This window comes from uncultured Shewanella sp. (genome assembly GCF_947491715.1).
GTDB lineage: Bacteria > Pseudomonadota > Gammaproteobacteria > Enterobacterales > Shewanellaceae > Shewanella.
Window position 1 is genome coordinate 73314 of sequence record NZ_CANLKR010000016.1, and the last position, 20391, is coordinate 93704.

General features: G+C 40.7%; 16 protein-coding genes. 7 read left to right on the forward strand and 9 right to left on the reverse strand.

Annotation, left to right across the window (positions count from 1 at the left end; all coding sequences use genetic code 11):
• Nucleotides 1–126 precede the first annotated feature (126 nt).
• Entirely contained in the window at nt 127–1896 is a 1770-nt protein-coding gene (ycaO, locus tag Q0779_RS12440) for a 30S ribosomal protein S12 methylthiotransferase accessory factor YcaO (RefSeq protein ID WP_298772989.1), read from the forward strand.
• 130 nt (nt 1897–2026) lie between these two features.
• Here the strand turns inward: ycaO and Q0779_RS12445 are convergent, their stop codons facing one another.
• A complete protein-coding gene (locus Q0779_RS12445; RefSeq protein ID WP_298772990.1) occupies nt 2027–4267 on the reverse strand; it encodes a hypothetical protein in 2241 nt (746 codons plus the stop codon).
• Between the two features lie 392 nt (nt 4268–4659).
• Between Q0779_RS12445 and Q0779_RS12450 the strand changes: the two genes are divergently transcribed.
• From Q0779_RS12450 to Q0779_RS12460, 3 genes are all read left to right on the forward strand, one after another.
• The gene (locus tag Q0779_RS12450; protein WP_298772991.1) at nt 4660–4929 is read left to right on the forward strand and encodes a hypothetical protein; all 270 of its coding nucleotides are present in this window, start codon (nt 4660–4662) and stop codon (nt 4927–4929) included.
• Nucleotides 4930–5016: 87 nt separating this feature from the next.
• On the forward strand, nt 5017–5244 hold the full coding sequence (locus Q0779_RS12455; RefSeq protein WP_298772992.1) for a hypothetical protein: 228 nt from the start codon (nt 5017–5019) through the stop codon (nt 5242–5244).
• A gap of 383 nt (nt 5245–5627) precedes the next feature.
• On the forward strand, nt 5628–5852 hold the full coding sequence (locus Q0779_RS12460) for a transposase (protein ID WP_298772993.1): 225 nt from the start codon (nt 5628–5630) through the stop codon (nt 5850–5852).
• Nucleotides 5853–6203: 351 nt separating this feature from the next.
• On the opposite strand, the gene Q0779_RS12465 is transcribed toward Q0779_RS12460, so the two are convergent.
• Complete coding sequence (locus Q0779_RS12465; RefSeq protein ID WP_298772994.1) at nt 6204–6779, reverse strand: hypothetical protein; 576 nt, start codon at nt 6777–6779, stop codon at nt 6204–6206.
• A 581-nt stretch (nt 6780–7360) separates the two neighbouring features.
• On the opposite strand from Q0779_RS12465, the gene Q0779_RS12470 reads away from it, so the two are divergent.
• Both Q0779_RS12470 and Q0779_RS12475 read left to right on the forward strand, forming a co-directional pair.
• Nucleotides 7361–7813 carry a type III secretion system chaperone gene (locus Q0779_RS12470; RefSeq protein WP_298772995.1) on the forward strand — a complete coding sequence of 151 codons (453 nt, stop codon included), beginning with the start codon at nt 7361–7363 and terminating at the stop codon, nt 7811–7813.
• 22 nt (nt 7814–7835) lie between these two features.
• On the forward strand, nt 7836–8987 hold the full coding sequence (locus Q0779_RS12475; protein ID WP_298772997.1) for a hypothetical protein: 1152 nt from the start codon (nt 7836–7838) through the stop codon (nt 8985–8987).
• 187 nt (nt 8988–9174) lie between these two features.
• Here the strand turns inward: Q0779_RS12475 and Q0779_RS12480 are convergent, their stop codons facing one another.
• Complete coding sequence (locus tag Q0779_RS12480; protein ID WP_298772999.1) at nt 9175–9612, reverse strand: hypothetical protein; 438 nt, start codon at nt 9610–9612, stop codon at nt 9175–9177.
• A gap of 301 nt (nt 9613–9913) precedes the next feature.
• Here Q0779_RS12480 and Q0779_RS12485 point away from each other — a divergent pair, with 301 nt between their 5' ends.
• Nucleotides 9914–11377: a Ca2+-dependent phosphoinositide-specific phospholipase C gene (locus tag Q0779_RS12485; protein ID WP_298773001.1), complete on the forward strand. Its 1464-nt coding sequence runs from the start codon at nt 9914–9916 to the stop codon at nt 11375–11377.
• Between the two features lie 146 nt (nt 11378–11523).
• On the opposite strand, the gene Q0779_RS12490 is transcribed toward Q0779_RS12485, so the two are convergent.
• From Q0779_RS12490 to Q0779_RS12515, 6 genes are all read right to left on the reverse strand, one after another.
• Entirely contained in the window at nt 11524–11970 is a 447-nt protein-coding gene (locus Q0779_RS12490; protein WP_298773003.1) for a GNAT family N-acetyltransferase, read from the reverse strand.
• Between the two features lie 740 nt (nt 11971–12710).
• The gene (locus Q0779_RS12495; protein ID WP_298773005.1) at nt 12711–14387 is read right to left on the reverse strand and encodes an aldehyde dehydrogenase family protein; all 1677 of its coding nucleotides are present in this window, start codon (nt 14385–14387) and stop codon (nt 12711–12713) included.
• A 131-nt stretch (nt 14388–14518) separates the two neighbouring features.
• Nucleotides 14519–14983 carry a hypothetical protein gene (locus tag Q0779_RS12500; protein ID WP_298773006.1) on the reverse strand — a complete coding sequence of 155 codons (465 nt, stop codon included), beginning with the start codon at nt 14981–14983 and terminating at the stop codon, nt 14519–14521.
• A gap of 189 nt (nt 14984–15172) precedes the next feature.
• A complete protein-coding gene (locus Q0779_RS12505; protein ID WP_298773008.1) occupies nt 15173–16750 on the reverse strand; it encodes a GMC family oxidoreductase in 1578 nt (525 codons plus the stop codon).
• A 304-nt stretch (nt 16751–17054) separates the two neighbouring features.
• Nucleotides 17055–18644 (reverse strand): amino acid deaminase/aldolase, encoded by a 1590-nt coding sequence (locus Q0779_RS12510; protein ID WP_298773010.1) that lies wholly within the window; start codon nt 18642–18644, stop codon nt 17055–17057.
• Nucleotides 18632–20146 carry an OmpP1/FadL family transporter gene (locus Q0779_RS12515; protein WP_298773011.1) on the reverse strand — a complete coding sequence of 505 codons (1515 nt, stop codon included), beginning with the start codon at nt 20144–20146 and terminating at the stop codon, nt 18632–18634. The genes Q0779_RS12510 and Q0779_RS12515 overlap by 13 nt, the downstream gene beginning before the upstream one ends.
• Nucleotides 20147–20391: the final 245 nt, after the last annotated feature.

Sequence of the window (20391 nt, forward strand, 5' to 3'; positions counted from 1 at the left end):
CCATACCCTCGTTACTTCAACATGTACCTTGAAGTAACGAGGGTATAAGCGATACAATCCCTGTCTAGTCGATATATACCCAAGTGAAATGAACGACTAATCCTATTTAGCTATTTAGAGGTAGTAATGAACCATACATATATTCCGGGTAAAGACGAAGCCTTAGAAGTCTCCATTGCCGTCATGCAAAAAAGGCTCGCAGAGCTCGGGTTTGATATTGAAGAAGCGTCTTGGTTAAATCCAGTCCCTTACGTTTGGTCTGTTCATATTCGTGATAAAAATTGTCCAGCCTGCTTTACCAATGGTAAAGGCGCCAGCCGTGACGCCGCCCTTGCCAGTGCATTGGGCGAATATTTTGAACGTTTAGCCTGTAATTACTTTTTTGCAGATTTTCACCTAGGCAAAGAAGTCGCTAACAGTGAGTTTGTCCACTACCCTAATGAGAAATGGTTTGTCATCACCGATGATGCTCGCCCACAGGGACTGATGAATCCTGCTTTATGGGAGCATTACGATCCCCAAGGGGAGCTTGAGCTTAACACGCTTGTGGATATTCAATCAGGCAATACCGATAGAGGTATATGCGCCCTGCCCTTTACTCGCCAGTCAACGGGTGAACTCACCTATATTCCAATGAATATTGTGGGTAATTTATTTGTCAGTAATGGTATGTCAGCCGGAAACACGCAAACAGAAGCCCGTACTCAGGCTTTATCTGAATGCTTTGAACGTTTCGTGAAAAATAAAATCATTGCCGAGGCAATTTCCCTTCCTGAGATCCCAGCGGATGTGATAGCTCGTTTTCCAACCGTAGTCGAATCGATTGAAGAGCTAGAAAAGCAAGGTTTTCCAATCACCTGTTTTGACGCCTCATTAGGGGGTGAATACCCCGTCATTTGCGTCACCTTATTCAATCCTGAAAACGGAGGCTGTTTCGCCTCTTTTGGCGCTCATCCAAGGTTTGAGATTGCCCTAGAGCGTACCGTTACTGAGTTACTACAAGGCCGTAGTCTCAAAGATTTAGACATCTTCCCTAGTCCCTCTTTTGATAATGAAGAAGTGGCGGATCACACTAACCTTGAAACCCACTTCATTGATTCTTCTGGTCTTATTTCTTGGGATTTGTTTAAAACCACGCCGGACTTTGCGTTTAACGACTGGAATTTTCAAGGCAACACCGAAGAAGAATATACTCAGCTGCTAAATAAATTTCATGCCTTAGGCGCCGAGGTATACATCGCCGATTACGCCCATTTAGGCACTTATGCTTGTCGAGTATTGGTCCCTGGGTATTCTGAAATTTATCCAGTATACGAGTTAAGCTGGGTCAACAATAACCGCGCCATGGCGTTGCGTGAACTTATTCAACAGTGGATCAATGACAGTCAAAATATAGCATTAAGCCAAGAGATTATTGACGTTATCGACACCTTAGATTTAGATGAATTCCAGCCATTAGATCAACTTTTAGGCATTGGCGTCGATGCCAGCTCTCCTTGGGCAACCTTGCGCATTGGCGAGCTAAGGTGTTTACTTGCATTGGCGACAAACGATCATGAAACAGCCTTTGATTGGGCCATGTGGACCACTGATTTTAATGCCGGTGGGATCACGGCTTCGCAACAAAAACGTTTGCGTTTTTATCATGCCGTGAAAGCCATTATCACAGTGCTAATGGATGGCGATGATTTAAATGAATATGAAGCCAAACTTATACGCATGTACACGACTGTGGATTATCAAGCAGCAAAATCCCATGTGATGGGAGAAAGCCAAGGTTATGATTTAGTCGATATCAAGGATTTACTCGGCTTTAATAAACATCAAAGCTTGTTGAAAGCCTATGACAAGTTACAACAAGCTAAAGTGAAATATACCCAATGGAGTGAATGTTAATAGATTCACTTAAGAATTAGAACTCAATGACTTAACCAACAACACCAACCTAGTGAGTTTCAATCTGGCTGGCTATCATTATCAGCAGCCAGATTCTCTCACTTTCAATAGAGTAATCTTTTGTTTCAAATCAGCTTACTTCAGCGCCGTCAATAGTGAAGTTCTGTGCCCATTCGACGACAAAAGTATTATTTATAGGTGAAATACCATCTAAAACATCAGGAGTTATATGATCATCTTGAACAAATAAATACTCAGCCGCCTCCTTTACATATGATAAGTGCTCACCAACCCCTTTAACATAATGCATTAGTTTTGACTTAATAGGCGCTTGCCTCAACAATTCAATTTGCTCTACTTCTTGTCCATATTCTCTTATAGATTTTGCTTTTTCTGCTTTTTCTATCACGACATGAATCATTTTCTCCATCCGATCTAATGTTCTCAATACAGCTTTATGTAATAAGCCATTTTCTTTGCCTTTAGTTAATAAGCTTAATTGGTTTGATGGCAAAGAACGATTCAAAGAATGCCATTGTCCTCGTTCACTGTTTTCTGTACTAGGCTTTATCCAATATAAGTCCACTCCGACTTCATCTTGATTATTTCCTAAATCGGCCCTGATATCGACAAAAAATTGAATCTTTCTTGACTCATTAGTGCAATATTTATCAATTACTTGAAAGCACATAGCCAAATGTTTATCACTTGTCTTATTTAAATACAAAGTTTGAAATGCATGCTTCACTTCATAAAAGATAGACTCAACATTTTCATCATTTTTTAAGCCTTCAAACACCAATGCATGAGAAAGGGATGTTAATACATCAGCCTCTTTTTCTCGTAACATGTTGTCAGTCATCATGTCCAGCAACTTTGCTATAGGAATAGATAACTCTGCATCAGCATCATAAACCTTTGCATAAAATCTATCTTTAAAAGCGAGCACGGCATGATTAATCAATTGGCCATTAGGCTGAGAAGCTAAATACTTAAACACTTTCCAACTGCCCAGATAAGGTAAAGTAATACTATTGCCTGATCCATCAAACTGACAATTTAAAACAAATTGATACTGATTAGTGGCTTCATCTATGACTTCTATGTCTATACTCGTCAGCTCTGCGTTAAATACCAAAGCCACTTGAGTTAATTTTTCAGCGAGTAAGGCATCTCGGGCTTCCCCTTTAGGGACACTAGCAAGTGGATAAAACAACTGCTGCATATCATGCATCATTTCTGTATCACTTTTCTTAAAGTCTTCTGCCCATCGTGATATACGTGCGCCATAAACAAAATGCTCTGCCCATTGCTCATCACCCATTTCGCTTGAGTCACCTCTTGAGATAAGATTCGATAAATGATGTACAACATCCGTCGCTGTATCTTTAAACAAGCCAGCTCGATTAATGGGAATATCTCTTGGCGTTAAGAAATCTAATAACGCTATACGTGAAAATAAAGAAGGTCTAAAAACTTGCCCAGAATGGCCTGTTTCACGATCATACCAAGTGATATTAGATGCAACACTTTCTGGTAACGTTAATATTGTATTTTCAGCTTTTTCGCCTAATTTTTCTAATTCAAACGTTGCAAAATCCATATCCAATTTCAGTTTAATTCCTAATGACTCATCATAAGCTTCGTTAACTTTCTTTAATAATACTGCCTGTAATTCTGGAGTACCAGGCGCTACTTTAGGATCAAGTAACTGACGAATAATATGTTTGATTTCAAGCGCTGCCTCTTCAGAAAACGCATTGAAAAAAGTCGGATCAATACTGTGTATTTCAGACCATGACGTTTTATCACAACATTCACTTAATAAACTTTTAGTTGCTAAACTGGCTTGAAAAGTCGTTGCAGAATAATTATCTACCTGATAAATATTATGTTCAAATTGACGTAACGCTTTCCCAATAAAATCATTATGGTATTGAGGTTTTAAATAGTTAAAAATTTGAGATGTGACTGAGTTTTGAATAGTAAGTGTGTGCACTTTATAATGACTAGAATACTTTTTTTCATATGCTTTATAATATAAATTAATGTTAAGTTGATCCAGCGGTTCTGACGATAAAGGAGCTGGCGATAACATTATTTCAAGTGACAAGTCGGCATGTGTCCCAATGAGATGATTAAGTCGATTCAATCTTGTTGCAATTTCAATATCATTTGCATCAGTTTGTACCTGAGTTAAATATTGAATATCATCAATCGCTTGATAATAGTCTGCTCCATGAAATAAATATGCAAAATCAATAGACTCTAATAAATTTCTGACAACATTATATTCGCTGATACGATCTTCTTCTAAATACTGTACTACATCACGTGTCGTTGCTTTATAATCCACTTTCGAGCTATACATTTTTCTACTCCGTTAGTCTATACATCAACAAAACTCTCCTCCTTAAATACAGAATAACTCTTTTAAAGTTAAGGGAGTTATATGAAGAAACACATCAAATCATTACTTTGAATTAATACTTAAACAATGTAATTAAAATTAAAAAAATAAAAACTAGACAAACGAATAACATATTTATCAAATAAATTTTTTTTAATCTTTGCTTTTATGTAATAAAACAATACTCAAAAATTATATGTTTTAGATTATGTCCTTATCAATCTCCTCATAAAAACGAGATGTGACAAGGGTTGTAGGTTGTGGTAGTTTCTTTTTACTGATTATCATTTAATGATCTGATACTTACACACGATAGAATTAATCAGCATATAGCTAATATTTTTGGCCATGATATGCACGCAAAGCGTTTTCATTCTTTAGCAAATGCCACCCACGGCGTTATTAAAAAAGGATCATTGGCTATTCATGCCATTGGTAAAGGCTTAGCAACAGCCAAAAAACTCAAACCCAAATCATCTATAAAACAAGTTGACCGCTTACTCAGTAATCCCAAACTAAATGATTGGTCATTATTTACCTCTTGGGTGCCTTATATAATCGGTGCTCGCAAACAAATCCTGATATATCTTGATTGGACTGAGTTTGCTAGCATTCCAGCATAGTACTGAGCATACAAACAAAACACGGTAGGAATACACCGTTACTATGGAAAACGCATCATCACCATGGACTTAAAGGTAATCGAAATAATGATAAAGATGCGTTATTTGGTCAAGCTTAGAGAAGTGTTCCCACAAGATATAAGAGTCACGGTTATGGCCGACAGAGGTTTTGGTGATACCGCATTATTTGACTTTATTCAGCATGAATTACATTTCGATTTTATTATTCGGATAAAATCTAGCATAAAAGTGACGGATGCCTCAGGGGCGTTATTGCCTATCAAAGAATGGCTATTGCCAAGTAGCAAAAATTAAGACACTTAAGCATGTGCAAATAACCGGTAACAGACAAGATGTTGCTAATAGCGCATCTTACAACTAAGAACCCTATAATGTTAATTTGTAACTAATAGATATGTTGGTAATATCCCCATAGAAATAGAATGTTAAAAAGTAGAATAGTTACTTATGCCTTGGGTTTCTCCAGCACTCATCTTACGCGATCAACCAAAAACCATTTAGACTGACATCATTAAATCCCGCACTGCTCGCAGTGATCATCGCCAACGGGCTCAGCTCATTTTGTATTTTTCTCAAGGACTCTCGAATATTAAGGCCGGAAAAGCCGTCTATTTACAGCCAAAGCAAGCTGGGAAATGGCGGCATCGCTGGTTATCATTTGTTGTAAAAAAAGAGAGATGAAAGAAGCTTCGTACCTTGCTTCGAGTCAAAATAATCTAGTCAGTAGCAAGGTATCAGTATTGACTTTATATGGAAAACGCTGGGGAATAGAAACCACATTTAGGGATATCAAGGACGACCGATTTTGTATGGGAATGAGTGCAACCTATACTCGCTCCCCCCCAAGAAGAGACAGACTCTTTTTGCTTAGCGCGATAACGATAGCTTTACTGACACTCTGAGGTAAAGCAGGTGAGGAGGCGGATTTAGAGAATTAGAGAATTAGAGAATTAGAGAATTAGAGAATTAGAGAATTAGAGAATTAGAGAATTAGAGAAGATATTGAAGGCAAATACCAGCAAAACGCGCACTTATTCATTATTCCGCCAAGGGTGTGAATATTATGAATAGCTAACTGGAATGCGAGAATAATGGGCAAAACCATTGATGGATAATTTTAGAGGGGATCTCTAAGGGTTATGCCTTTAAAAAAGGGGGGCATTCAAACCAATTTCACCATAAAAAAGTGCTCGTTCCATCTTGGCAACAAGCACTTTTTCATTTTAAACGATTAACAATAAAACAAGCTCAAATTAAGCAATAGTATGAATATTAGTAATAATAGGTTCACCTGTTAAGGGCTGAAAAATTTCAATCATGACTTTATAAGGCTCAGCTTTTGGAATAACCACTTTCGCTTCACTAATAAAACGATAGTTCATTCCTGCCACTACCTGAGTTGACATTTCAAGCGGCATATACTTTACGCCTAACAAGCCCTGTGTCGCTTGTTCAAACACCTCTAAACCTTCAGGCGTTAACGGCCCCCAAGATGACCAACCACCATACAGGGCTTGACTATAACTCGAATGTTCATTCTCTAAGGTAATACTGCGTAACTGAGGACGCCCATCTCGAGGTTGATAGATCTCAATTAATGCATGTTCAAGTGACGCCTCAGGAGAGACGACTTTTGCTTCACATTCAAAACGATAATTTATCCCATTCACCACCTGAGTCGATACCTTCAAGGGGCGATAGTTCACCCCGATAAAATCTTCCATCGCTTCATTAAAAATTAATAGATCCTCAGGATCAAGTGGCCTAAATGGAGACCAGCCACCCACCATTAAATCCACATTACCAAGTGCTTTTGTTGTGACAGACATAATACAACTCCTTGTAATACAATGTTATAAGCTTTAAAGAACAACGACATTCTCCCTAATGAATAATCAGCCAGTGACGATTCATTATTTGGAACTAAAGCTTAGTTACCTTTTAGCCATCGTCAAGGACAATAAGTAAAGTGAGCCAAATAGGGGATGACAGGTGATTATTGTATGCTAGATGGTAGTACTGTCAGTCCTATTCACATCAATGTCATATTTTAAGACAAAGAAAACAGTTTACTTCAAATAATTTGATGATGTTGCTTTGATATAATCTGACAAAGCTTAACACAAAATATGAACAATAATTAATCAAATAAAAATCATGATAAAATTAACTTCTGATTTTTAAGGAAAAAGAAACAGTAATTACACAAAATAACGTCTTAAAATGTATTCTTTAAAACGCATCAATTTATTTTATTGATAATTACTCATTATTTTGATATCCCGCCCACCAGCTTGTGACTAAAGTCTAATCCGAGTATTCATTAAAAATTTTTTTAAAGAAATACAAATATCTCCACAGCTCCAAAATTAATAACTTTTATTCTACAAAAGAAACAACTAAGGGTATTATGATTAGCAATCTATTAAATGAATTAGGAGCTCAGTATGGAATAAACATACCGAGTATCGCTGATACTGAAACATTGACCTTTACATTTAAAAACAACATAGAATTATATCTTTACCTTTCCAACAACAAACAGACACTTCACCTTTTTTCTACTGTCCATGACATCCATTCACATGAAAATAGATTACACCTTTTTGAGTATTTATTAAAATTTCAATTAATGGGCGTGAAGTCTAAAAATAACACATTTGGATTAAGTGATAATGGCCATAAAGTTTATATCTTTAGAAATTTTGATATGCATACCATTACGCCTGACACCTTTATTCATGGGGTAAAATCTTTGGCGATAACCTGTGAGCATGCACGAGAAACAATCAATGATTTGAAAAATGGTTTAGAGACAATCAATCAAGCCATTCCAATGAACCTCATTTTTAATCACGTTTAATTTAATAATAGGAAAGGTAACCATGCCAGGCTTAGATAATATTCAAACACAATCAATCATCCCAACCACTAAAATGAATATAGAAGACAATACAGAGCAGTTGTTTTCAACATTATTTGGCACTGCTTTTATTTCCAGTTCATCATTCTTAACCCCAGAATCAACAGCTGATATTGTTCAGCTTTATTCAGGACCAGAAGACATTCCTGACTCAACAATGGATAATCTGCAATTACAATCAATATCACCTTTCAATATGGAAGACTCTCTTGACACCATTCCTATCTTCCAACTCAAGCAGCCACCTAAAAAAATAGAGCCTGCTTCTATTTATACACCTCCACCGACTAATATACCAATAACGACTCACTCACAAAGCATAATAACCCCTCCCCAAACAACAAAGGTAACTTCTATAATACAATCAGGCTCGCCAGCTCCTTTAGCGATTGCACCCAAAAAAGTGTTTGAGACAACAAGCATTGGCAATATTAACATTGCCAATGATCCTATAAACGATCCTAAGCTTCACTCTCATGATCACGTAGCCAGTGCTCAACCCGATGACTATGTTAACGTTATGCGAATTATTAGCCCCACTCAACCCAAGTCCATGAGTACAGATGTCATTTCAGGACTTCATGTAAGTTTTAGTAAAATGTACAATCACAGTGTAGATGCGCAAGCCTCAGCCCCTTCTAGAGAAAATGTGCAAGGTTATGTGAATCAAAACCGTGACGTTGCAGGAGATCTCATCGAGTTTACCACTAACCCCACTAAGGTAAGAAAATTTGCCAGTGAAGGTACACGGCATTTCGACGTGCTGGTGAGTATACAAAAAAAGTTTTTAACAGAAAGCGAATCTAGTGAAGAAGGTTGGATGGCAAAACAAAATGCGCCTTATACTATTGTCAGTATGCATGGCTATGACACCTCATCAAGTACACCTTCTCTAGCCAAAAGAATGACGGCACAAGAAGCTGAGAAAGCATGCAATGCAGAAAAAGAGGCATTATTGATATTTGAAGAACAACAAATAGGCAAAGCCGGATTTGCTGTCAAGTACGGCAAAAAAGCTTTATTAGAGAACGCCATCGTCCGAGAGCACTATAAAGGTGACAAAGCCAATCCAAGACTATTAGAACTCCTTGCACAACAAATAAGCAAACTTTAACATCAAATCCCTTGCAGCATTCATCCCCACCGTTAAACATGGATGATAAGATGGACACCTCTTGCAAAGTAGGCGTCATTAGCGCCATATTTAATTTGTACGTTCAATAACCAACAAAAGGTGTCCAAACCATAATAGTTTTCACTGGAACAACATGAAATAACAATCATTGAATGAAGAAAATTTTTCATTTTTTTACACAATATAATAACGCGATATTCTTAGGGCGAGTTTCACTGCCGCCAAAAGAGTTAGTCTCCACACCCATTTTGCCGGTTTTTGTCACATGTGGCACAAAATCGTATCCATTGGGACTAAAGTGTCCCTTTACATCGGCATACATTTGAATGTGAGTATGACTTTTTATAGACTCAGCTTGGCTTGAAGCAGGTATTCGCTCTCCATCGGGATCGATGTTAGTACCAGAATAGTCAATTCCACGAATAAACTGACCATAAGCGGGTTTAAACGCTTGCCAACCTTTAGGACATTGCTTCGCATCAAAGGCGAGCACAGCGCCTTTTGGAACTGTTAACTCACCAAATAAGTGACTCATAAAACCTGCCAACCACAAAATAATCGCCGTAAAAATAGAAGCCATAACCGGCATGAAAACAGCTTTCAATAGACTATTCCTTTTCAATGTCCCTTTATTTTCAGCATTGTTTATTATGCCATACTGTCATCGAATATTTTTACAAAAATAACCTGAATTTAGGGAGAAAACTGATATGCTGAACAACAATTTCGACGAAGCTTAACCTTTTAACCCGCACTTCAATTATTCATATGATTGACATATTAACGTCATTTTTCCCCTTTAACTTAAATCAGAATTCAAAAGCAATCAAATCACAAGCAATCATACTGCAAACTGTAAAAATGAAGGTTTTCCATCATGCTAACCTCAGTACAAAAGGGGATCTATGTACACGACAAAGCACATGATAACACTATGCCTACAGATGCTATGGACGTTATTGTTACTGAGTTTGCCAACGCCGGCATTGAGCGCCTATTGGGAAACTAACCAAAGCCACCAATATCAAAATGGCACGCTATTCACTGATCGCCAACAACCACTCAATCGATATTTTCAATCCAGTGTTCATAATGCTTATTTAACGTCTCACTCACTTTTTGATATTTTAAAAGGCCACAGTACTAACATTGAGTTAGATATTTTTGATGTACGAGATGCCAATGCTTGGTTTAATAAAACCTATTTATCAGGAGACTGGTATGTCAGGCATGATTCAAATGATCCTAGCGAAAATGTCATGTGCCTCCCCGATGGCGATCATGACTATTTGTCAGAGTGTTTAGATGAAATTATGCGTTTTCATCACTATTACCCCAATCATGAACTGATCACCCTGTGGCTGGATAAGAAACAAAGCTGGCAGCCTGAGCATGAATGTCAAACTGGGGTTAATAGCCCTTGTCGCCGCCCACAAGATCTGGATGCCTTGCTAACACAGAAACTCGGTCACCATTTGTTTTCACCTCGACATATGACCGAACCACATCAAACGTCATTAAGAGAGGTGGCCCAGCAAGGGCATTGGCCAACCCTAGCAGAATTACAAGGCAAAATTATGGTGATAATGACCGACGCGAAATATGCCAATAATACCAATTTGAAAGGCTATCTTGATGAGCAACGAAATAATGCCGTCGCCTTTGTTGCCCCCAAAATGACTTTTGGAACCTTAGATGAACCCAGCCAGTTACACGCCCATAAAGATGACATTGTGTTTTACAATTTAGACAGCCGCCACCGCTTTCTAGGCCCTGAAATTTTTCAATTAGGCCGTATCTCTCGCACTTGGGGTACTAACTTAAGTGATAGCTCAAGCCATGATTATAGGGGTTATTTAATCCAAAATGGTGCCGGAGATGACTATACCCAGTCCGAACGTTACAACGGAGCACTATTAGCAGATGATATTCCATTGTTCACATCAATTACCAGCCAGTATTTACAAGAAAATCATGTCCCTCTATGCTTAAGCCATGATCACCTAAAAGCCAGTAATATTGAGCTACAAAGCTGTGAGCAAGCTTGGTTACTTATTCCAACCCATGCTCGAGATAGCGCCAACCCCCTAGGTCCATTTTATATCAATGCTTTAACAGGCAACAGAATGGACATAGAATCTCACAATAGCCAAAATGGTGTTAATATTCACCTGTGGTCACCCAGCCAAACGAATAATCAAGCTTGGATGTTCACGCCATCACATAATAACAGCTACCAAATACAAAATACCCTCAGTGGGCTGTGTATGGACATTTTTGCCTTTGGCCAAACAGCCAGTGATCCCCTAGTCCAGTGGCAATGTAACCAATATCAAAATCAACAATTCCATTTAATCTCTTCATTTTAGCCGTTCTATTTTAACCGACAAAGAATTCGTGCTTTGCCGTCGTTGGAACTATCCAAAGCGTTAACGCAGTAGCAGCTAACGTTGCCCCGCCAGCGAGTCCATTGTCCACCGCGTAGCGGAAATTCGGGCAGGCCAACAGTACCTGGTTAAATTCTGATTTCAGCGAGAATTTCACCCGACTCATCTATGCCTAATTCACTAAAACCAACACTCTTATAGAAACTCTTAGCAACAGAATTATTTGGCATATAGCAAATCGTAATTCTTCTACAATCTGAAAAGGTCGAAATCTTAGAAATGGTTTTTTGTAGAGCAATTCGGCCAAATCCTTTATTTTGATGCTTTTCACTAATCATAAACCTAAAAATACTGTATTCACCTATTTTGTCTTTGTATGCCAATGACTCGTACATAATAAATCCTACGGCTTCATTACCATGAAATATCCCCAAAGGTACGCTGGACTCTTCGTATGCAGCCTCTGCAAATGAATACAGATTAGATGCAACAAATTCTGTCTGGCTATCCGATACCTTTAGTTCAGCAATATCTTTCCAGTTATTCTTATCAACTGGCTTAATCGAGATTTCCATATCACCTCAAAAATTTAACAGCTTATTCAACAGCAGCAGGATAATCTTCCAGACTGCTTATTCTTTTTTTTAAAAATAAATAATTAAGCTAGAGTATACTTCCAACCCATTGTTATACAATAATTATCAATCAAAATATATTCAAATCCAGCAGAACCTGTATATAAAACAGTTGTACATTAGTGATCACATGGACCCGTTACCGTATTTAGAAACTATACGAACGGAAATAAGCCTTTTCTCTTTGATGAGTTTAAACAAAATATAGAATGTAGGTAGCTAAATATAACTGCTAACTAAAACTACCAATTCAAAGAAACACCCCGCTTTTGCTTTTTAAAGCTGTGTGAATGCAAAAATGACCGTCGGAAACAAGGATGTTTCCGTTTGAACTTACAATGATGTACTCGCAGTGTGTCATTTTTGTATTCGCACAAAAGCCTGCGGCAGGCAATAGATACCGTAAAGATTCGACAAACAAACATACTAACCCAATACCTAAATAGCCAAACGCTAGTTTTCATGAACTCACTCTCATTACAGGAAGGAGTGGGCACTCACGACCCTCCATTAAGCGAAGCTCAATTTCATTAGCCTCACCACAGATGATAAATACATATCACTCCATTTGGAGCCGCAAGGAGATCCAAGAGGGGATTGCAGTGGTTCCCCTTTTGGCCCCTTTGTGGATGTGCATCCACGACGTTAAGCCTGCCGCAGGCAATAGATAACAATGCCCACTACTCTCCGCGTTTTTTCTGGGAAAACGACTCCAACTTCAAACCCACTTTGGCAAAGTCCAACCAACGTTTGAGGCCCGAGCCGTACATAGCCACCATTAACTTATCAAACAATTGGTATTTTTGCCGCGTATAAGGATACCAATTCGCCTCGATATTATTGCTTTGTTTATCCACAATGAAGGCTTTTGAGTAGGTCATGCCCAACAAGCCTTCTGCCCCCTTGACTCGACCAAAGCCACTTTGCTTGGTACCGCCAAAAGGTAAATTGGGGTTCCCTTCGGTAAGCATGACGTTATTAATGGAGACCGCGCCCACCTCCAGTTGCGCCGCCACACGCTTGGCCCGCGTTAAATCTTTACTCCACACACTGGCACTCAAGCCAAATTCACTGGCGTTGCAACGCTCAATGAGTTCCCGCTCATCATCAAAAGCATGTAAGGTCATGACAGGGCCAAAGGTTTCACTGTGCATCACACTCATCTGGTCAGTAGCGCCTTCAATCAGAGTTAACGGATAAAATGCCTGCGCTTGCGGGTTTGGTGCTGATTGACTTGATACAGGATTGTTTAGCGCAGAGTTGATAGCGGTTTGCTCAGCCCTTTGCACGATTTCATGCTCATGGGGCACAAACACCTTGGCCCCCAATGCGGTGGCTTCACTCACTTGCTCGGCAATGAGCTGATGCTGAAAATCCGCCGTGATGGCGCCAATATCGGCATCCCCTGCATCGCCATTATTTTGCACCAGAATCGATAACTCATTTTTCAATTTTTCTACAAAAGCGGCATAAATGGATGAGTGAATATACACAGACTCAACCGAAGTACAAGATTGCCCCGCATTCGTCAGCCCGCCCCACAAGCACCCCGCCACCGTACGATGAATATTCACATCATCAAAGACTATCATGGCATCTTTTCCACCTAATTCTAATTCAACGGGGATGAGTAACGGCGCCGCTTGCGCAAGAATTTTTTTGCCCGTTTTGGCACTGCCAGTGAACATGATTTTATTAGGTTTTAAGGCGATCATGCGCTGAGCCGTCTCACCACTGCCGTAAAGGACTTGCACGCACTCATGAAACAGGGGCGCAGCGGACAGTAAATCTTCAATCAGGCCCGATAATGGTGTAATTTCTGACGGTTTTAGCAGCACTGCATTGCCTGCTGCCAAGGCCGCTAAGACGGTGGTAAAGCTAATATGAAATGGATAATTCCAAGGCGAGATCACCGCCACCACGCCCACAGGGCAATGACTCACGAAAGATTTTTTCCCCATCAAGCTAATGGGCGTAGCTACTTTGGTATCGGCTAAAATCTTTTCAGCATGACCACAGAGCCAGTCGGCATAATCTATCACGCCCATGATCTCTGCAAGCTGCGCATCAGCGCGACATTTTCCAGTCTCATGGACAATCTGCTCAATGATATTTTCTCGCTGCGAAAACAAGCGGTCGCGTATGGCTTTAATGCCCGCTAAGCGCTGCTTGACGCTGCTCTTGGCTAATCGTTGTTGGGCTAATCGCGCCGTGTTCATGCTCCGTTCCACTTGGGCTTGCGTGCTCTCTTGGGCTTGAGTGCTTGCTTGTGTTGTCGCCGCTTGAGTGGCGTGCAGATTTTGCACAGTTTGGCTATTGTCTTTTGATGTCTTTTCTTGGGCTATTTTGACGCTCATAACTGCTTTCTTCCTTTGTTTGGCACGGCTTTTTGATAACAGTTCTTTGATAACAGTTCTTTGATAACAGTTCTTTGATAACAGTTCTTTGAAAACAGTTTCAGGTTAACTGTTCCAGATTAACCAATGACTCAGACTGGCTTATCACAGTGCTCAGGCTGGCATATTAACTGGTAATCCATTTGTCGATGCACATTTGGCGTTTGACTCAAACCATTATTGAGCCCTGAGTAATACACACTAAACACCACACCTCGAAGGCCTAAATCCAATAAACGCCATTGCGTCTTCCACCACGCCTGAATACTGTGAACAAGACTGATGGACGACGTCGTAACAATCGGCGCAGAGGACACTTTGCTGGCATATTGCAATAAAAAACCCACAAGCCCTGTCGGTAACACACTAAAAAGACGCAAGACTAGCACTAAGTCTTCTCTGTCTTTGTCGGCGGTGGCCCTTAAAATCTCGTCCACATGCCCAATACAATGGGTTGTCGAAAACCTGGGCATATGGGCCGTTCCGGGCAATAACACATCCCCTAATCGCAATAAGCCTTGATAGGCTCTTGGTGTTAAATATTTTGAATAGAACATATAAAATTATCCATAATTTGCCCATTAAAACCGCACTAAACACGCAGTAATACACAATAATACTTAATAACACTCAGTATTAATGACTATTTTTGATTCGAATTTTTTCATATAAAGATTAGGTATTGTCACCGTTTGACTCATAATCTCGTTAGCTAACATCTTCTTAAATAAGGTTTCATTGATGCATTACCCATTAGCCCGTTCGTTATTTAATAAGCTTTCATTAAAGGGCTTTTCACTAAGGAACGGCTCATTAAGTGAGCCTTTTTGAACAAGAGCAGCCTCGGCCGCAAGAGTCCTTGTTGACTCACGTTGCTGGTTATAAATCTCAGTACTAGGATATTGCTTCAATAAATTTTCACTGGCTTTATGCGCCATGGCCATAATGGTCAAACTGGGATTAATCCCAGGGGCATTGGGAAAAATGGATGAATCGGCAATACTGAGCCTCTTATGTTTCCAGATCCCAAAATCGCTATTGACCACACTCTTATATGGCGAGTCTCCCATGACGCAGCCACCCATTAAGTGCAAGCCAAAGGTAAAAGGGGATTTTAAGACCGATTTGGCCTTAACCGCGTCGAAGACGCGATCGACGGCATTGAGCCCCGCTTGAATACGTTGAAGATCGGCTTGCATAAGCTGTTTATCAATCACAAGCTTCCCTTGATTATTCAACAAAATTTGCCCCGTACTAGCATCCCTCACCGCCACTTCGATACAGGCCATATGGCGATATTGCTGCATAAAATCTTGATGTTCACGGCCAAAACCGGGTTTGAGCATGCTGATGGCAATGGGCCCAGCAAACACATTTTCCAATTTAAAACCTTGCTGTCTAAAACTGGGATCATCTGACTTCACACTTTGAAATCTGCCTTTATGGGCATCGACTACCTCATCAAATAAACCAATATTCATCCGTTGTGGATGGCAAGTAAAGCCCTGCCCCAATGCGGGTAATGCAGGCAAAAAACCAGACTTTAACAACAGCTCTGTGGTGCCAATGGCTCCAGCGGCTAAAATGCAATGACGAGCACGAATACTGCGGACTTGGCCGAATTGATGACCATAAATGGACACAAAATGCTGACCGTGGATCACTTGTGCCACATTAAAATCCGTTAACACATTCAGCCCTTGAGCTTGGGCTTTTTTTAAAAAAGTGACAGGCATGCTTTGCTTCGCATCCCGTACACACCCGCCTAAGCACTGCATACAATCATTTGCTTGTCCGGTTTCATGATTGAACCCACATTGGGATTGTCCGCGACGAAGCGGCGCCCATTGCATGTGACACTTATCTAAGCCTTGCATAAAAAGCTTGGCATTGGTTTGATGTTCATCAGGGCTAAAATGATGCAATGCAAGATGTGATTCGACTTCGTCATAATGTCGCTCAAAATCGGTTAATGTATGCCAACTGACATTAGACTGAGCGCGCCAATCATTCAGCGCCAAGGCATCGAACCTATCCAACAGACATTGGTTCACGACACTGCCGCCCCCAAGGACTTTCCCCCGTAAAAAGAGTAACTGGGCATCTTTTGAGATATCCATGCCACCATTCCACATAAGTTGGCTGTTGGCATGCAATTCATTACTGGGATAAGTCTGTTTATCCAATCCCTTACCCGCTTCTAACATGACACAGCGGGCGCCCGCTTCTGTTAAATAATGGGCTAATACACTGCCCGATGGCCCAGAGCCAATAATGGCAAAATCATAAGCCTCATCATAGCTAACATCATATCTGTCCTGCATCGACTGCTCTCCAATTTATCCTTATTGGACACTCACACAATAGGCACAATAGAAATAGATGATAAAAAACCATGCCTTCTCCTCGATATACCCTTATTGGACACTCACACAATAGACACAATAGGAATGAATGATAAAAAACCCATGTCTTCTCCTCGATATATTCTTATTGGACACTCACACAATAGACACAATAGACACAATAGACACAATAGACACAATAGGAATGAATGATAAAAAACCCATGTCTGCTCCTCGATATACCCTTATTGGACACTCACACAATAGGCACAATAGGAATAGACTATAAAAAACCCTTGCCTGCACCCCGATAGGTCTCAAAATACTGCTCAATGGCCCCATTGCGAATGCCATAGAGAGTGGCAAATCGCTCACAGATCTCTCCCGCTTTCGCATGCCTAAAAAACACAGCGTCCCCCAGTGTTAAAGACTCCCGCTTTGAAGCACTAGACTGAAAACAGAGCGGCGTTTGCACTTCACCCGCACCTTCATTGGGATCCAGTGACAATCCTTGAGGTAAATACGGAATGGGCGCTCTGAATGCATCGGCTGAGCCTGATGCTAAATAGCCGCCTCCTGAGCAGGTCACTCGACTAGGCTTAGGCTGCCTGACCACCTCAAGAGCAAAACCTGCCGCAGGAGCTAAAGATAAATGATCGTAATAATCAAACAAATGAGGACAGAAAAAGCCTGAGCCTATCGTCATTTCTGTCACACTGTGATCTTGTGACGTTGAGTTAAGTGAGCCCGTGCCTCCGCCATTCACAAACGTCAATTTAGCGCCCGCCTGGGTTAATGCCGTCGCCACATCTTGTCGGCGCTTGGCAACTCTTGGAATGCTTAATTTTTTTAAGCCTCTTATCGCCAAATTTTTAACATACTGCCTCGGTACCCTATCCCCCAACCCCGCTATTTGTGCCTCATAACCCATGATCCCGACTAACTTCACACCATGTTTGTGTTTAATGTGTTGATATAACGACAAGGCTTTGTCGACAGTATTGATAGGAGAGCGATGCACGCCAAAGTGCAGTCCGGGTAAAGACATGGACACGTCAATATCCATACAAACCGAGAAGCACACACTCGAGGCTTGTCCTATGGCATCTAGCAGCATTACATGCTCAAGGGTATCCACCATCAATACGACACGCCGCTCTTTTTTCAACCACGGAATTAAAGACACAATGGCAGCCTTTTGCATCGACGGATAAGCAACTAACAGATCGTCCAATCCTTGCTCGGCTAAAAACGCTGCCTCTTGAGGATGAAAACACATCACTCCTTGTAATTTATCAGTTTTAGCCAATAAATAACGCAACATAGCCACACTGCGAATAGACTTAGAGGCAATGCGAACCGGCAACCCATTGGTCTGCCGCATCAAAGCCGCAATATTGGCATCAAGCTTGTTCAAATCCACATAAGCCAAAGGTAAGGCCAACCCTTGCAATGCAAGGCGATAATCGGTTAAATCATCTGGCGGCATGGCTAATGGCCTCTCACCTGTGTCTTCAGCACAAGAAGCTGCTTGGCCTCCCCCCTTTAATGTATTGATTGATTTATTTTTTTTAACATTATCTTCAACGTTTCCTTCAACATCTTGCTTCACATTAACGAAAACACGAGTCTGACGATGAAGCTCAGAATTGACTCCGTTCGTCAAACCTTGTGGTCTTTTATTAATGCTTTTCGTTAAAAAATCACAGCTCTTTAACGCGTTACTTATTTTTAGTGCCTTTGTACTTGCTGCAGGTGCTGCTGAGTTTTTTATCTTTGATCTGAACGCTATCAGTCTTGTGAGTTCATCACTGCGCGTTAAAGTAGCAGAGGGAAATGTATCGGTTTTCTCCTCTTGAGTTAAAATAACCAATTGACCCCCAATGCTAATGAATTAATGGAGGTTTCAACATTGCCAGAGACTTCAGCGCTATCGACAGTCAATGATCCTTGAGTAATATCTCGGTTAAAAGTAAAGGTATGCTGGTAGCCCACATCAAAAAATAAGGTCTCACTGAATTGATAACTGGCTCCTAGAGACAAGGCATAAAAATCACCAAAAGCAAAATCAAGTGATACCGTCTCATCGGGTACTGGCGTGGTTTCATAGGCCATTCCCGTCCGTAATACCCAATTCGGGGTTAATTGATAACCCAGTCCAGCGGCTAAGCGATAGCTGTCATCCCAATTTTGCGCCGTAGAAAATCCGCCGCCATTGTCCAATTCGATATCCAATGTTTCAAATCGACTCCAACGAAACCAGCTCACTGTCGCTTGCACATGCCAGTCTTCATTAAGTTGATAGACTCCACTTACATCCAATGTTTCAGGTGTCACTAATTCAACAGAGCCTCCTTCTACACGGGAAGTCAACATAGGCTCAATCATTCCAACAATGGCCGGCGCACTGATCGTCGCATCACCACTTAAGGTGTGGCTGATTTTACTGCGGTAATTCAAGCCGAATCGAGTATCAAAATCCCATTGATACAGTACACCGACCGTATAGCCCAACGCAAAATCGTCCCCTGTCATTTTGACATTACCATCATCGGTATAGGTACCTGAACTATCTAATCCCGCACACAGCTGCGCAGGCATTCCCGAAGCAATACCTAACTGACAGATCCCTGAGCTGTTAACCTGATTTTGAATTTCCGCTTCGATATACTGGGCATTCAGTCCCAAACCCACACTCCACTGAGCAGAAATTCGATAAGAGGCCATCAAGCCTAAATTCACGCTAGTAATATCCGATTTAAGACTAAAATAACGCCCTACAAAATCGGTATCGAATTCTGATCCGCTAGAATAGGGCACATTAAGGCTCGCACCCACATGCCAACTGGGCGACAATTGATAACTAAAATAGACCGAAGGAATAAGAAAACTCTCATTAAGATTGACGCTTTCTTGCCCTTGAATGGCACTGGACATTGAGGCTGAACTGGCATCAAAGCTCACCCCAGACATGGTCACATCGGTTTGAGTATAAACCCCACTTAAATTGCCCACCAGCTGCCCCCCATCGAGGCGCACCATGCCAGCAGGATTATAAAATACGGTACTGGCATCACTGGCATCGGCTGCACCACCTGAAAATGCATCACCTAATCGCTTGGCGCTTTGTTCATCAATATAATAGCCTTGTGCTAAAGCCTGAAATGCCACCCCTAACGACAATATCCCTATTCCCGTTAATCGTATAGTCGTAACAATACATGCCCGTTTAACTCGCACTGCGCAGGTGTTCATTTTAAAAGAGAAGGCTTCATGGTTTTCAATGGGCAAAGCAGTGACTTTTTTTGTTGGGTGAGTCATTTTTAATGCCGATCCTTTAAATGACGATGGTTTAAATGGCCAGGCTAAATTCATTTGCATTGCTCCTTAGTAGGCACATTTAAAAACATCACCACTTTTGACTTTATTCATTTAATGGTTGTTAACCTGCCCCTAAAATAAGACCTAGTGTCTGGCAAGGCTGCTTAAATAAAATATCGACTTTGACGTTTTTAAATAAACCCTAATTATTATTGTAAGTGCCCCATTAAAACCGATAATGTCAACGGCGATAGAAAATAGTCACTCATTAGCATCGGTAAACGGCTCAAGGATTGCTT